General features: G+C 73.1%; 12 protein-coding genes. 4 read left to right on the forward strand and 8 right to left on the reverse strand.

The features are described 5' to 3' along the window. Positions 1-24 precede the first annotated feature (24 nt). Positions 25-2,403: a beta-galactosidase gene (locus ACIBKY_RS14800; RefSeq protein WP_397097178.1), complete on the forward strand. Its 2,379-nt coding sequence runs from the start codon at positions 25-27 to the stop codon at positions 2,401-2,403. On the opposite strand, the gene ligD is transcribed toward ACIBKY_RS14800, so the two are convergent. Both ligD and ACIBKY_RS14810 read right to left on the reverse strand, forming a co-directional pair. Continuing rightward, on the reverse strand, positions 2,355-3,557 hold the full coding sequence (ligD, locus tag ACIBKY_RS14805; protein ID WP_397097179.1) for a non-homologous end-joining DNA ligase: 1,203 nt from the start codon (positions 3,555-3,557) through the stop codon (positions 2,355-2,357). The two genes, ACIBKY_RS14800 and ligD, sit on opposite strands and share 49 nt — an antisense overlap. Positions 3,558-3,574: 17 nt before the next feature. Continuing rightward, a complete protein-coding gene (locus ACIBKY_RS14810) occupies positions 3,575-4,183 on the reverse strand; it encodes a DUF305 domain-containing protein (protein WP_397097180.1) in 609 nt (202 codons plus the stop codon). Positions 4,184-4,208: 25 nt separating this feature from the next. On the opposite strand from ACIBKY_RS14810, the gene ACIBKY_RS14815 reads away from it, so the two are divergent. Beyond that, a complete protein-coding gene (locus ACIBKY_RS14815; protein WP_397097181.1) occupies positions 4,209-5,618 on the forward strand; it encodes an LVIVD repeat-containing protein in 1,410 nt (469 codons plus the stop codon). Here ACIBKY_RS14815 and ACIBKY_RS14820 read toward each other — a convergent pair. From ACIBKY_RS14820 to ACIBKY_RS14830, 3 genes are read right to left on the reverse strand one after another with little or no spacing between them, the layout of a single operon-like run. Then, positions 5,615-6,358 (reverse strand): crotonase/enoyl-CoA hydratase family protein, encoded by a 744-nt coding sequence (locus ACIBKY_RS14820; RefSeq protein WP_397097182.1) that lies wholly within the window; start codon positions 6,356-6,358, stop codon positions 5,615-5,617. The two genes, ACIBKY_RS14815 and ACIBKY_RS14820, sit on opposite strands and share 4 nt — an antisense overlap. Beyond that, positions 6,355-7,182 (reverse strand): crotonase/enoyl-CoA hydratase family protein, encoded by an 828-nt coding sequence (locus ACIBKY_RS14825; protein WP_397097183.1) that lies wholly within the window; start codon positions 7,180-7,182, stop codon positions 6,355-6,357. Before ACIBKY_RS14825 ends, ACIBKY_RS14820 begins: the two co-directional genes overlap by 4 nt. Next, on the reverse strand, positions 7,179-8,819 hold the full coding sequence (locus tag ACIBKY_RS14830; protein ID WP_397097184.1) for an acyl-CoA dehydrogenase family protein: 1,641 nt from the start codon (positions 8,817-8,819) through the stop codon (positions 7,179-7,181). Before ACIBKY_RS14830 ends, ACIBKY_RS14825 begins: the two co-directional genes overlap by 4 nt. Positions 8,820-8,849: 30 nt before the next feature. Here ACIBKY_RS14830 and ACIBKY_RS14835 point away from each other — a divergent pair, with 30 nt between their 5' ends. Beyond that, positions 8,850-9,566, forward strand: coding sequence for a PaaX family transcriptional regulator C-terminal domain-containing protein (locus tag ACIBKY_RS14835; RefSeq protein ID WP_397097185.1), 717 nt, complete (start codon positions 8,850-8,852; stop codon positions 9,564-9,566). On the opposite strand, the gene ACIBKY_RS14840 is transcribed toward ACIBKY_RS14835, so the two are convergent. Together ACIBKY_RS14840 and ACIBKY_RS14845 are read right to left on the reverse strand one after the other, a co-directional pair. Continuing rightward, complete coding sequence (locus ACIBKY_RS14840; protein WP_397097186.1) at positions 9,556-10,596, reverse strand: hypothetical protein; 1,041 nt, start codon at positions 10,594-10,596, stop codon at positions 9,556-9,558. The two genes, ACIBKY_RS14835 and ACIBKY_RS14840, sit on opposite strands and share 11 nt — an antisense overlap. Positions 10,597-10,660: 64 nt before the next feature. Then, on the reverse strand, positions 10,661-12,049 hold the full coding sequence (locus tag ACIBKY_RS14845; RefSeq protein ID WP_397097187.1) for a glutamate--cysteine ligase: 1,389 nt from the start codon (positions 12,047-12,049) through the stop codon (positions 10,661-10,663). 194 nt (positions 12,050-12,243) lie between these two features. Between ACIBKY_RS14845 and ACIBKY_RS14850 the strand changes: the two genes are divergently transcribed. Further along, positions 12,244-13,269 (forward strand): zinc-dependent alcohol dehydrogenase family protein, encoded by a 1,026-nt coding sequence (locus ACIBKY_RS14850; RefSeq protein ID WP_397097188.1) that lies wholly within the window; start codon positions 12,244-12,246, stop codon positions 13,267-13,269. 223 nt (positions 13,270-13,492) lie between these two features. Here the strand turns inward: ACIBKY_RS14850 and ACIBKY_RS14855 are convergent, their stop codons facing one another. Then, the gene (locus ACIBKY_RS14855; protein WP_397097189.1) at positions 13,493-13,966 is read right to left on the reverse strand and encodes an RrF2 family transcriptional regulator; all 474 of its coding nucleotides are present in this window, start codon (positions 13,964-13,966) and stop codon (positions 13,493-13,495) included. Positions 13,967-13,988 lie beyond the last annotated feature (22 nt).

Raw genomic sequence — 13,988 nt, forward strand, 5'->3', positions numbered from 1 at the left:
ACCCCACGGAGAGGACCCGTCCGCATGCGCGACATCCGTCTCGGCCGGCGCAGGATCCTGATCGACGGCGTGCCCTCGCTGGTCATGAGCGGGGAGGTGCACTACTTCCGGCTGGCACCCCGCGACTGGGGCGACCGCCTCGACCGGCTGGCGGAGGCGGGGTGCACGGCGGTCGCGACGTACATACCGTGGCTGGTGCACGAGCTGCCCGACGGGTCCGTCGACCTGACCGGCAGGACCGGCGGGCACCGCGGGCTGACCGGGTTCCTGGACCTGGCGGCCGAGCGCGGGCTGGCGGTGATCGCCCGGCCGGGGCCGTTCGTGATGGCCGAGCTCAAGAACGAGGGCATCCCCCATCGCGTCTACGTGCGGCACCCGCAGGTGCGCCCGGTGACGTGGGACGGCGCGCCCGTGCCGACCAGGACCCTCGACTACCTCGCGCCCGCGTTCCTGGAGGAGGTGGACGCCTGGTACGCGGCGATCATGCCGGTCCTGGCCGAACGGCTGGCGCCGCGCGGCGGGCCGGTCGCGGCGGTGCAGCTCGACAACGAGGTCGGGATGTTGTCGTGGGTGAGCAACTCCCCCGACCTCACCGACGGCGTGCTGGCCGACTTCGCCGCCTGGAGCGGCGGCGCGTTCGGCGGCCTGTCGCCGCGCAGCCCGTCCGGCCCCGGCTCGCTCGCCTTCCACCACGCGCTGGGCGCCTACAACCGCGACCGTTACGCCCGCTACCTCGCCTTCCTGCGCGAACGGGCCGAGGCGTACGGGGTGCGCGGCGTGCCGTACCTGGTCAACATCCACGGGACCGGCGGCGGGCGCGGCAGGACCTACCCGATCGGCATCAGCCAGCTCTACCGCGCCTACCGGGGTCAGCCGCAGCTCACCTCGGGCTCCGACCACTACCTGGGCGACCTCACCGTGGGCAACGTCGCCGACCTGTACGTCGGCAACGCGTTCATGGCCGCCGTGCACGACGCGGACCAGCCGCTCACCTCGCTGGAGTTCGAGGCGGGCACCGGCGACTACGGCGAGGACCTGGCGCTGATGGTCCCGCCGTCGGCGCTGGAGCTGAAGACCCGGCTGTGCGTGGCGCAGGGCAACCGGCTGATCAACTACTACCTGTTCGCGGGCGGGGTGAACCCGCCGCTCGACGTCCCCGCGGGCGACGGCAACGACCGCGTCGCGTTCACCGGCGAACGCCACGGCTTCGCCGCGCCCGTGGACCCGGAGGGGCGCACCGGCCCGGCGTTCGCGGCGATCCGGTCGGTGCTGTCGGCCGTGCGCGGGGCGGCGGAACTGCTGGCCGACATGGACGAGGAGCACGACGACGTGGCACTGGGCTTCGTGCCCGACCACTACCTGACCGAGTACGCCTACCCGGGCGACGCCGGACGGCGGGCGGTCGTGGCCGACCTGGAGCGCTTTCGCGGGATGGGCTCCAGGGACGTGCCGGCCCGCGCGCTGCTCCTGGCCGGGTTCTCCTTCCCCGCCGTCGACCTCCAGGAGGATTTCGCCACTGGCCGGGTGCTGGTGCTGGGCAGCGCCACCACGCTCGCGGCGCGGGTCCAGCGGCGGCTGGCCGCGTACGTGCTGGACGGCGGGCGGCTGCTGCTGGCCGGCATGCTGCCCGCCCGCGACACCGACGGCGCGCCCTGCACGATCCTGGCCGAGGCGCTGGGCCTGTCGGCCGGGCCTCCGGTGGAGGGCACCGCCGAGCTGTTCCCCTCGGTACGCGCGGACGGCCGCCCCGAGGTCCGGGTCGGCGTCCTGCAGCACCTGAGCGCGCCGGAGGCGGAGGTCCTGGTCCGCGAGGCGGTCTCGGGCGCCCCGGTCGGCGTGCGCGTACGCGCCGGGTCCGGCCAGGCGATCGTGCTGACCTGCGACTACCCGTGCCACCTGGACTTCTGGACCGGCCTGCTCGCCCTGCTCGGCGCCCGGCCCCGCCACACCCACGACGCGCCGGTCCCGGGCATCGTGGTGACCTCCACCGCCGACCCGGGCGGGCAACGCCTGGTGCACCTGCTGAACGTCGGCCCGGTGGACCAGTCACTCGTGCTCAGCCGCGACGGCCTGCCGCTGTTCGGCGGGCGCAGGATCGACCTGCCCGCCCGCTCGGGCCTGATGCTCCCCGAGGGCGTCATGCTTCCCGAGAGCGTCACGCTCCCTGAGGACGTCAGGCATCCCGAGGACGTCACGCTCCCTGCGGGCGCCGGCATCCTGGCCTGGTCGACCTGTGAACTGGCCGGTCCCGGTCTGCTGCGCCGGCGCGGCACGGGCGACGCCGCCCAGGTCGGGGACCGCCTGCTCACCTGGCCCGACGACCCCGCCGCCCGCGGACGGACGGTCCGGCCGGGTCAGGAGCGTCCGGCTCCCGGCCACTCGACGCCCTCGAACGGGTCGTAGTCGACCTCCAGCTCCTCCTGCGGCGGCCGCTGCTCCTCGGGCACGTGCTGGAGGTTGACCCGGATCCGGTACCACACGCTGCTGCGCCCGCGCATCCCGTCGACCAGCACGTCAGCCGGCTCCAGCAGGGCGGCCACCGCCGGGTGGCGCTCCTTCCAGCGCTCGAACCCGGCCATGGCCTCGTCCTTGTGCTGCGCCCGCGCGATCTCGATGAGCGGCATCGTCTGCTGCCGCCGCCCCTCCCCCTTGGGCGCCTTGGGGGCGGGCCCCAGCGACTCGGCCAGCTCCAGCAGCCCGTCGAGCACGCCGGCGTGCAGATCCATGTCCTCCCACGGGTCGCCGATCTCGGCGTAGCGCTTGGGCACGGTCTCGATGGTGTACGCCTCCGGCCGGCAACCGGGCACCTCGTCCCAGGTCAGCGGCGTGGACACGCGGGCATCGGCCACCGCGCGCACCGAGTAGGCGGAGGCGACGGTGCGGTCGTAGGCGTTCTGGTTGAAGTCGACGAAGACACCCTCGCGCTCCTCCTTCCACCAGCGGGCGGTGGCCAGGTCCGGCGCACGCCGCTCGACCTCGCGGGCGACGGCCTCGGCCGCCTTGCGCACCTGCGCGTACGGCCAGCGCGGCTCGATCCTGGCGTAGACATGGAAACCCCGCGACCCGGACGTCTTGGGCCAGGCGGTCAGCCCGTGCTCCTCCAGCACCTCCCGCGCCACCTGCGCGGTGGACAGCACGTCGCGGAAGGGCACGCCGGGGATGGGGTCGAGGTCGATGCGCAGCTCGTCGGGATGGGCCAGGTCCCCCGCCCGCACCGGATGCGGGTTGAGGTCGACGCAGCCCAGGTTGACCACCCACACGAGCTGGGCCAGGTCACTGACCACGACCTCGGCCGCGCTCAGCCCGGAGCGGTACTTGAGCTCGGCCACCTCGATCCAGTCCGGCCGCTTGGCGGGCGCCCGCTTCTGGAAGAAGGCCTCCTCCCGGATCCCGTGCACGAACCGCTTGAGGATCATCGGCCGCCCGGCGACGCCGCGCAGCGCCCCGCCGGCCACGGCCCGGTAGTAGGAGATCAGGTCGAGCTTGGTGTATCCGGCCTCGGGGAAGACCACCTTGTCGGGGTTGGTGATGCGAACCTCTCGCCCAGCCACGTCCATGGTCTCAACATACGTGCTCACTCCGACAAAGCCCGGGACCCCCGCAGCAGCGCCCGCATCCGGGTGATCTCCGCGCCCTGCCCCTGGTCGATGTCTGCGGCCAGCGCCCGGATCGCCGGGTCCGCGCCCTCCTCGACCACGCGTCCGGCCAGGTCGAGCGCGCCCTCGTGGTGGGCGATCATCCCGGTGAGGAAGGCCCGGTCGAAGTCCGCGCCGCGCAGCGCCGCCATGGCGTGCCCGCCGGGGTGTGCGGCGTGCTCCGGCGTACGGCCCAGCCGCCCCAGCCACGTCGTCAGCCAGGTGATCTCGGCCTCCTGCGCGACCCTGACCCGTTCGGCCGCCGCCAGGACGGGCCGCGAGGTGGTCCGCGCGCGGGCCAGCGCGGCCATCTCCAGCCCCGCCCGGTGATGGACGATCATGGCCTCGGCGAAGCGCACGTCGGCCGCGTTCGGCCGCTTGACCGGCGCGACGGTCTGACCGGGGGTGGCGGTGGCCGCGGGCTCGCCGGGGCCGCCGGGCAGGATCACGGGTGGCCCGCCGGAGGGGACGACTCCCCGCGGGGGCGGCTGGGCCGTACACGCGCAGGCGAGCACTGTCACGGCGGCGAGCACCGCGTTACGGTTCATCTGGGCAAAATCTACGACGAACGGGGTGACCGTGCGACGGGGTGTTCTCATCGGGCCGCTCGCCGTTCTGTTGTCCGGATTCTTGTCCGGGTGCGCGGGCGAGCCGCCGCTCCGCGCCGCCCCGCTGCCCGTGGTGTCCGACACCCCGGCCCCCACCGGCGCCCCGATCGACCCGGAGATCCTGAAGAAGCACGACGCGACGATCAGGCACAGCGGCAACCTCCGGCCCCTTGCCGGGGTGCGCAACCCGCCCCCGTTCGACACCGCCGCCGCCATCGGCACCGACCTCGCCTTCACCGGCGGCCACGCCATCGCCGGCAACTACGAGGGCTTCACCGTCTACGACGTCTCCGCGCCCGGACGGCCCGCGGTCGTCAGCCAGGTCTACTGCCCCGGTCCGCAGAACGACGTGACGGTCAGCGGCAACCTGCTCTTCCTGTCGGTGGACCTGCCCATGGGCAGCGCGAGCTGCGACCCCGGCGTGTCCGGCCGTACCTGGGAGGGCCTGAGGATCTTCGACATCACCGACAAGGCGGCCCCGAAGTACGTCGGCGCGGTGGCGACGCCGTGCGGGTCCCACACCGCGACGCTCGTCTCGGCCGACGCGCGCAACGTCGTCCTCTACTCCTCCTCCGCGCCCAGCCGCCTCGGCGGCGGCGCCAGTGCGGCCTGCGAGCGGAACAAGGGCCGGCTCACCGTGGTGAAGGTGCCGGTGGGCGACCCGGCCAGGGCGGTGGTGGCGGCCACGCCCCTCGTGCTGGACGACGGCGGCACCGCGCTGCCCGAGCCGTTCGGCTACGGCGGCTGCCACGACGTCACCGTCTTCGCCGCCAAGAAGCTGGCCGCCGCCTCCTGCATCGGCGACGGCCTGCTGCTGGACGTCAGCGACCCGTACGACCCGAGGGTGCTCGACCGCGTACAGGACCCGGAGCACTTCGGGTACTGGCACTCGGCGGTCTTCACCCGCGACGGCGACCGGGTGGTCTTCTCCGACGAGTTCGGCGCCGGCCGGTCGGTGGTCTGCGACCCGAAGGCGGGCCCGGCCCTCGGCGGCAACGGCGTCTACGCCATCAAGGACGGCAAGCTCGAACTGCTCGGCTATTTCAAGATCCCCCGGCCGCAGCTCGCGCCGAAGACGTGCAGCGCGCACAACGGCTCGCTGGTCCCGGCACGGGGCCGGGACATGATGGTGCAGGGCTGGTACGACGGCGGCGTGTCGGTGATCGACTTCACCGACCCGGCGCGGGCCAGGGAGATCGCCTACTTCCAGCGGGAGAAGTCGCCCTTCGACCACGGCGGCTCGTGGGCGGCCTACTTCTACGCCGGCCACATCTACTCCAGCGACATGATCGCCGGCCTGGACGTGCTGAAGCTGACCGGCGTGCCGTTCGACCCGGCCGGGCCCGGCGAGTTCAACCCGCAGACGCAGCGCTAGGAGAAGTGGCCGTGCCGGCCCTCCCCCGAGGCGAACCTGGCGGCTCCCGCCAGCCCGTCCTCCAGGGAGATCATGCCGTGGCGCAGCTCGTTGACCATGGCCTCGCGCTCGGGCAGGCCGTCCTGCTCCAGGGCCGAGAGCCGGTCGCCGCGCAGGCACGTCTGCGGGAAGGCGGCCAGGGTGGCGGCCAGTTCCTCCGCCTCCTGCCGCGCGGTGCCGGTGGGCACGACGCGGTTGGCCAGGCCCATGTCCAGGGCCTCACCGGCCTCGACGGGACGGCCGGTGAGTATCAGGTCCATGGCCCGCGACAGGCCGATCAGGCGCGGCAGCCGTACCGTGCCGCCGTCGATGAGCGGCACGCCCCAGCGGCGGCAGAACACCCCGAAGACCGCGTCGCGCTCGGCGACGCGCAGGTCGCACCAGAGGGCCAGCTCCAGCCCGCCCGCGACGGCGTGCCCCGCGATCGCGGCGATCACCGGCTTGGACAGGCGCATCCTGGTCGGCCCCATCGGGCCGTCGCCCTCCTCGCCGACGTGGTTGTCGAGCCGCTTGAGGTCGGCGCCGGCGCAGAACGTGCCGCCCTCGCCCCACAGCACGGCGACGGCCGCGTCGGACTCCTCGAACTCGGCGAACGCCGACACCAGCGCGTCGGCGGTCTTCCTGTCGACGGCGTTGCGCGCTTCCGGCCGCGACAACACGACCGTGGTCACCGGGCCCTCGCGTTCCACTCGGACGCTCATGGCTCTCGCCTCCGTGATCCGTAGTCGCCGAACGGGTCGTCGCGCTCGCGCACCGCCTGCCGGAATCCCACGTCGGCGGCCCTGGCCACGAAGTCGCGGCCCTCGCGCGTGTGGCGCGCCACCCCGTCGAGGAACGTCCCCAGGGTACGGCTCGCGCCGAACCCCATGTTCTCGGCGGTCTGGTTGCACAGCAGCTTGAGCATCTCCAGCTGATTGCCGGGAAGCAAGGCCATCCGGGACGCCAGCGCCGTCGCGTGCTCGTGAAGCCGCTCGTCCGGCACCACCTCGGCGATCATCCCGATCTCGGCGGCCCGGCGGGCGGGGATCTCGTCGCCGGTGAGCAGATAGCGCTTGGCCTGCTCGAAGCCCATCCGGTAGACCCACATGGCGGTGGTGGGCGTGCCCCAGACCCGGGCGGGCGGATAGCCGAAGCTGGCCCCCTCCCCCGCCACGATGATGTCGGCGCACAACACCAGGTCGGTGCCTCCGGCCAGGCACCAGCCGTTGACCGCGGCCACGGTCGGCTTGGCGGCGTACCAGAGCTTCATGTACACGTCCACGAACGACTTCATCAGCCGGAAGTCCTTGGCCGAGTCCCAGTCGCCCTCGGCCGCCTGCGCCTCGGTGGACCAGTCGAGCCCGTAACCGGCGCAGAAGGCCCGGCCCTCGGCGCGCAGCAGCATGACGCGTACGTCCGGGTCGGCGTCCGCCTCGTCGATCGCCCCGGCCAGCGCGTCCCGCAGGCCGGGGGTGATCGTGTTGTACTCCTGCGGGCGGTTCAGGATGATCGAGCGGACGCCGCCCGCGGTCTCCGTACGGATCACGCGATGGCCCCTGCCAGCAACGCGTCGAAGTGGTCGGCGTGGGGGGCGTCCAGGCCACGCAACGGGCCGCGCTCAGCCAGGTGCGCCTCGGCGTAGAGGCGGGCCACCAGCGCCTTGCGCTCGTCGTCGATGCCCCACGTGGCCTGCTCCTCCAGCAGCGCGGCGGCGTAGACGTCGGCCATGAACTGGGCCAGCGGGTAGAGCCTGGCCTCGTCGGGGGCGCCGAGCCAGGCCTCGACGGCCTTGGCGAGGTCCTCGACGCGCTCCTGGGTGAGGGGCGAGGTGGCGGCGCCGCGCAGCCGGTCGAGGAAGGGCAGGTGGGCCTGCTCCTTGAGCATCGCCCGCCGTACGTCGAGGCAGAGGATGTTGTCGCCGCCCTCCCAGATGGGGTTGACCTGGGCGTCGCGCAGCAGGCGGGCGACGGGCCACTGCTCGATGTAGCCGTTGCCGCCGTGCACCTCGATGGCGTCGCTGGCGGCGGTGACGCCGAGCCTGGCGGTGCGCAGCTTGATCACGGCGGGGCCGAGCCGCAGCCGGTTGATCAGGCCGTCGAAGACCATGGCCTGTGCCGCCTCGACCTCGACGATCAGCTCGGCGAGCTTGCGGCGCATGAGCGGCTGGGCGATGAGCGGCTTGCCGAACGCCTCGCGGGCGCGGGCGTAGCAGACGGCCTCGACCAGCGCGCGGCGGGCCACGCCGACGCCCATCATGGCCACGCCGAGCCGGGAGGCGTTGGTGAGCTTCATCATCGTGCCGAGGCCGGAGCCGGAGCCCGAGCCGGACAGCAGGAACGCCTCGGCGCCGGTGAACTCGACCTCGGCCGAGGCGACCGAGCGGGTTCCGAGCTTGTCCTTGAGCCGGCGGACGCGCACGCCGTTGCGCGCGCCGTCGCGCCGCTCCCACAGCACGAGGAACGGCTTGACCTCCTCCGACGGCAGCCGGGCCAGCACGACGAAGGCGGAGCCGTTGGCGTTGGAGGCGAACCACTTGAAGCCGTCCAGCCGCCACGCCTCGCCCTCGGGTACGGCGGTGGTCTCCAGCGCGGCCAGGTCGGAGCCGCCGGTGCGCTCGGTGAACATCTGCGCGGCCTCGCCGGAGTAGAAGCCGTTGGCGAAGATCTCGCGCACCCGGTCGCGTACGTCCGCGGGCGCGTGCTTCTCGGCCAGTTGCACCACCATGTCGCCGCCGGTGCCGAGCGCGCAGCCCATCCCGATGTCGGCCTGGTTGAGCAGGTAGGTCCAGGCGGCGCCGAGCGCGGCCGGGCTGGCGCCGTGGGCGAGCGCCTCCTGCACGAAGGAGGGCGCGAGGAAGTTGTCGGCCATCATCGCCGCGCGGGCGGTGTGGAAGGAAGGCGGCATGACGACCTGGCTGACGTCGCGGCCCCACTTGTCGTACTTCTCCAGCCGCGGCGGGTTGCGGTCGGTCTCCTCCGCGCACTCGGCCACGACGCCGCCCGTGACGACGCCCAGCCTGCGCAGATACGGCTCCGCCCACGCGTAACCGTCGCCGAGGTGGTGGCGCATGAGCAGCTGCAGCGTGGGGTCGATGGCCCACCAGTCGCGCCCGGCGGCGCCCTGGTAGCGCTCGGTCGCGTAGCGGTCACTGTTGTCGAACGGTTCGATGAGATAGCGGCCCATGCTCGGAGTGTTACATATACTCAACACGCGATGGAAGAGCGTAATAGTCTCAGTGCCCGGTCCGCCGTCCTCAGCGCGCTGCTCGGCAGCTACCCGCCCCGGCTGGCCGCCCGCCACCTCGTGCGCATCGGCGAATTGTTCGGCATCGCCGAGGGAACCGTCCGGGTGGCCCTGTCCCGGATGGTCGCCGCCGGTGACCTGGTCCAGCAGGACGGCCGCTACACCCTGTCGGAACGCCTGCTCGAACGGCAGGGCAGGCAGGACGAGAGCCGCGACCCGCACACCAGGACGTGGGACGGCGCCTGGGAGATCGCACTGGTGACCGCCGAGCGGCGCGCCCCCGCCGACCGGGCCGCCTTCCGCCACGCGATGGGCGCGCTACGCCTGGCGGAGCTGCGCGAAGGCACCTGGATGCGCCCATCCAACCTCATCAGGGACTGGCCGGACAGCGTCACCGCCCAGTGCACGCTCGTCGACGGCCGCCCGCGCCGGGATCCCACTCCCCTCCTGTGGGATCTCGACGGGTGGGCGGCCGAGGCGCGCGCGCTGGAGCGGGAGCTGCAGCGGGCCGACGGGCTGGCCGAGGGCTTCATCGTCTCCGCCGCGGTCCTGCGCCACCTGCTGAAGGACCCGCTGCTGCCACCGGCTCTGCTGCCACCCGGCTGGCCGGGCGCCGAGCTGCGCGAACGCTACGACGCCTTCGACCGGTCCTACCGCGAGGTGCTGATGAAGCACCTCAGAGACTGACCCCGAAGACCACGCGCCGGTTCTTGAACTCGGTGACGCTCCAGAGCCTGCCGCCCTGCACGGTCAGGTCCTCGGGGCCGATCGGGAAGGGCCGGGCGCTCAGCTTGGCGCCGTTGGTGACCAGGAGCCTGCCGTTCCTGTTGGCGTCGAAGGCCTGGCTGAGGTACCACGTGCCGCCCTGGGAGACCGCGCCCTGGATCTTGGCGGCGCCCATCTGGAAGCAGTCGCGGGCCGGGCCGGGCCGGTTGCCGGCAAATTCGTAGCGGACCACCCGGCCGGTGGGCCCGTCCGGGTCGTACTCGCCGGTGATCAGCAGGTCGGGGCCGGCGCTGCGGTCGATCGCCACGAACGAGAAGATCGCGCCGCTCGGCGAGGCCAGCCGCCAGAAGTCGCTCTGCGGGACGACGTAGCGGTAGCCGTAGGCGTGGAACCTGCCGCCGTGGCGGCCCACGCGCTTGTCGTCGCCCAGGTCCTTCTGCGCGGTGCGCAGGTCCAGCATGGCGTTGAGGTCGAAGACGCGCAGGCCCCGCTTGGTGTCGGCCACGTAGAGCAGGTCGCCGTACCAGGCGATGCCGCCCGCGTGGATGTTGATCGGCCCGTACGAGCCGTCCGGCTTCGCCTCGACCAGCAGCACGTGCTGGTACTTCAGCGTGGACGGGCTGAGGAACGTCACCCGGACGCCGCGCTCGGGCACCGGCGCCTTCGGCTTGAAGTACCAGCTGACCGCGAACACCGGCACACCCGCCTCGCCGGAATCCTCGCCGCCGGTCAGCCCCTGCGGGTACCAGTCCACGGTCTCCTGGTCCTTGGTGTCGAAGGCGTACCACTCGTGCGGCTTCGGGCTCATCGCGCCCAGCGCCGCCGCGGCGCCCTTGCGCACGGCCGTCCTGTTGGCCTGCGCGAGCAGCGCCTCGACGCCGGTGCTGCCGATCTCGCCGGCCAGCTTGGCCGCGCCCTCGGCGAGTTCGCCGGGTGCCTGCCGCAGCGCGAAGGGCGCCGCGTCTGCCGGGACCATTCCCGTGGTAGCCATGTACCCCTCGCTTGTTCGTCTCCTTTGTCTCCGTTTGACGAATGGGGCGGGCCAGAAGTTGCGTTCAGCGCCACAAGTGCACCGGCCGCCCGGACAGCGCCAGCTCGCGATAGCGCCGCACCAGCCGCTCCACGTCTCCGTCGTGGCGTTCCAGCGCCTCGCGCTGCCACACCGATCCGGTACGGCGCAGCCGTACACGCTGCTCGATCACCCCGAGCGCCCGGTCGGCCTCGTCGGGCGCGACCCCCGCCCCCAGCAGGGCGGCCCTGGCCTCGGGCAGCAGGGCGAGCACCAGGTCGGCGGCGGGCAGTTCGCCCTCCCGGCCCGGCCAGGACAGCCGCGCGTCCAGGCCCTTCTGGGCGGCCCGGTAGAAGTTCTGGTACGCCTCGGCGAAGCGGTAGCCGGTCAGGTCGTGCTCGGCGCAGGCCAGCGTGAGCCCGACCAGGAACGCGGTGTTGGCGGTCATGTCCGCGCAGCTCGGCCCGGCGGGCAGCGCGCGCATCTCGACCCGCAGGTGGCCGCCGTCGCCGGGGTCGTAGACGGGCCGGTTCCACTGCCAGACGGTGCCCTGGTGAAGCCGGAGTTCGGCCAGCTCACCATCGGATGACATATCCGGCATGACGGGGTCGTAGTCGCGGACGTAGCGCTCGAACAGCTCATACGCCCCCTCGCGCACCCAGTCGGAGCCGAACGTGACCCGCCCGTCCCTTCTGAAACGCCGCTCCACGTCCCGGTCGTCGGCCGCCTCCTCCATGAGCGCGATGCGCGTCTCCTCCCAGAGCGTGCGGCCCAGGAACTGCGGCGAGTTCCCGCAGGCGGCCAGCACCGGCCCGGTCGCCAGCTGCGCGGCGTTGAACAACCGGGCGAAACGCTCAGGCGGCGTGCGCAGGTGCACCTGCCAGGAGGTGTTGGCCGCCTCCAGGACGACGTCCTCCACCTGCAGCTCCAGGTCGTCGATGACGACCAGGAACGGCTCCACGCGCAGCCGCCTGATGCCCCTGCTCAGCGCCCGGTAGCGGTTCTCGTCGCTGATCGCCTGCCGGGTGAAGTCGCCGGTGCCGAGCGTGGGCAGGATGCCGATCGGCAGGGCCCCGCCGCCCTCGACCGCGCCGTCCACCTTCAGCAGCGTCTCCTGGATCTCCGCCCCCATGGCGGAGAACGGCCGGCCGGCCAGCGGCACCGGTGTCAGGTTGATCTCCAGGTTGTACCTGCCCAGCTCCAGCACCACGCGCGGGTCGTCGAGCGCGGCGCGTACCTCCTGGTTGCGCGGCAGCGGCAGGCCCTTCTCGTCGATGAGGAAGAGCTCCAGCTCGGCGCCGAGCGTCGTCGGGCCCTGGCCGAAGCCGGGCCTATCGAGCAGCGCGCGCAACGTGCCGAGCTGCTCTTCCAGCCGCTCTCCGAAACGGGCGAACTCCGCCTCGGAGAACCGCTCCTTGTCCAAGTCTCGTCCCATCCCTCCCTTCTGTCCTGGGGGCGGGCGTCCACACCTACCCGGGAAGGGGACCGGCGTCCCCGAAGGAGCCGCCGCTCGGCCCGGCGGCGCTCGGGCGCGGGTCCTCCTGCGCCCGGTCATCTGCACCACCGAACCCGGCTCCCCCTCTCACCAGGCCTTGCGCAGGTTGCGGCAGGTGACCCTAAGCTCATGAGATGCGAGCGGTAGCCTTTGACATCTTCGGCGGCGAGCTGGACCTGCGCGAGCTCCCCGATCCGGCGCCCACGCCCCACGGGGCGGTGATCAGGGTCGAGGCGACGGGCCTGTGCCGCAGCGACTGGCACGGATGGCAGGGACACGACCCCGACATCACGGCGTTCCCGCACGTACCCGGGCACGAGCTGGCCGGCGTGGTCGTCGCCACCGGTTCCCTGGTGCGCGGCTGGTCCGAGGGCGCGCGGGTGACCGTCCCGTTCATCTGCGCCTGCGGATCCTGTACGGCCTGCGCCGCCGGAGACCAGCAGGTGTGCGAACGGCAGACCCAGCCCGGCTTCACCCATTGGGGCTCCTTCGCCGAGTACGTGGCCATCGACCACGCCGACGTCAACCTCATCCCGGTGCCGGAGGAGATGGACTTCACCACGGCCGCCGGCCTCGGCTGCCGCTTCGCCACCTCCTTCCGGGCCGTCACCGAGGTCGGCGACGTACGCCCCGGCGAGTGGGTGGCCGTGCACGGCTGCGGCGGCGTGGGCCTGTCCGCGATCATGATCGCCACCGCCGCGGGCGGCCGGGTCGTGGCCGTCGACATCAGCACCGACGCCCTCCACCTGGCCGAGCGCGCCGGCGCCACCCATTTCGTCAACGCCTCGGCCGGTGACGCCGCCGCGCAGGTCAGGGAGCTGACCAGGGGTGGCGCGCACGTCTCCCTCGACGCCCTCGGCAGCCCGGCCACCTGCGCGGCCTCCGTCGAGTCGCTGCGCCGCCGGGGACGGCACGTCCAGGTCGGCCTTCTGCCGGGCGCGGCGACGCCCATCCCGATGGGCCGCGTGATCGCGCACGAGCTGCGGCTGCTCGGCAGCCACGGCATGGCCGCCCACGCCTACCCGAGGATGCTGGAGCTGATCAGGGCAGGCATCCTGCACCCCGACCAGCTCGTCACCCGCACCATCGGCCTGGCCGACGCGGGCAAGGCGCTGGCCGCCATCGGCTCGGTGCCCGGCGTCACGATGATCGTCCCCTAGCCGCACAGCCCCTTCTCCGGCACGGCCTGGAGCGCCGGGACCGGGCTGCGCCGGTACGGGGTGGAGCTGACGCCTCGTGGTGCCGCCCGGCCCCCGCCCTCCCCGCGAGCGCGGCTGCCGGGCCGACCGCCAGGCGTTGCCCTCCACCCCATGGCTCGGCCCGCCCGGTAGGCCGTATCGCGAGGCGGCGGCCCGTACCGGAGCGCGGCAGAGATGGTGGGTGTCAGGTGGGGGTCATGAGGCGGTGGCGGGTGCGGGCGGGGGCCGTCGGCGGGATGTCGGCGAGGATGTCGGCCAGCGTGGTGGCGGCCAGGGTGCGGCGCCAGGCCTGGTGCGCCTCGGCCATCTTGACGGCCAGGACGCACGGGGCCCGGCACTCCTCCGGCGGCAGCGCTCCCCGCCCCCGCTGCCGGATCTCCCGGCACTCGTACGGCGACGACGTCCCGTCCACCGCCTCCACGACCTGCAGCAGGGTGATCTCGGCCGCCGCCCGTGCCAGCCGGAACCCGCCCCGGGGCCCCGTGCTCGCGGTCAGCAGCCCGGCCTTGACGAGCGCCTTCAGCTGCTTGGCGAGGTAGGGCACGGGCAGGTCGAAGTACAGGGCGAGCTGGGTCGTGGACGCGCTCGCCCCCGGTTCGAGCTGCGCCAGCGTCGTGGCGCAGTGCAGGACCCATTCCGTGCTCACAGGCAACTTCACGCCCATGAGTCTATAGGAGATA

This window comes from Nonomuraea sp. NPDC050394 (assembly GCF_044459065.1).
Lineage (GTDB): Bacteria > Actinomycetota > Actinomycetes > Streptosporangiales > Streptosporangiaceae > Nonomuraea.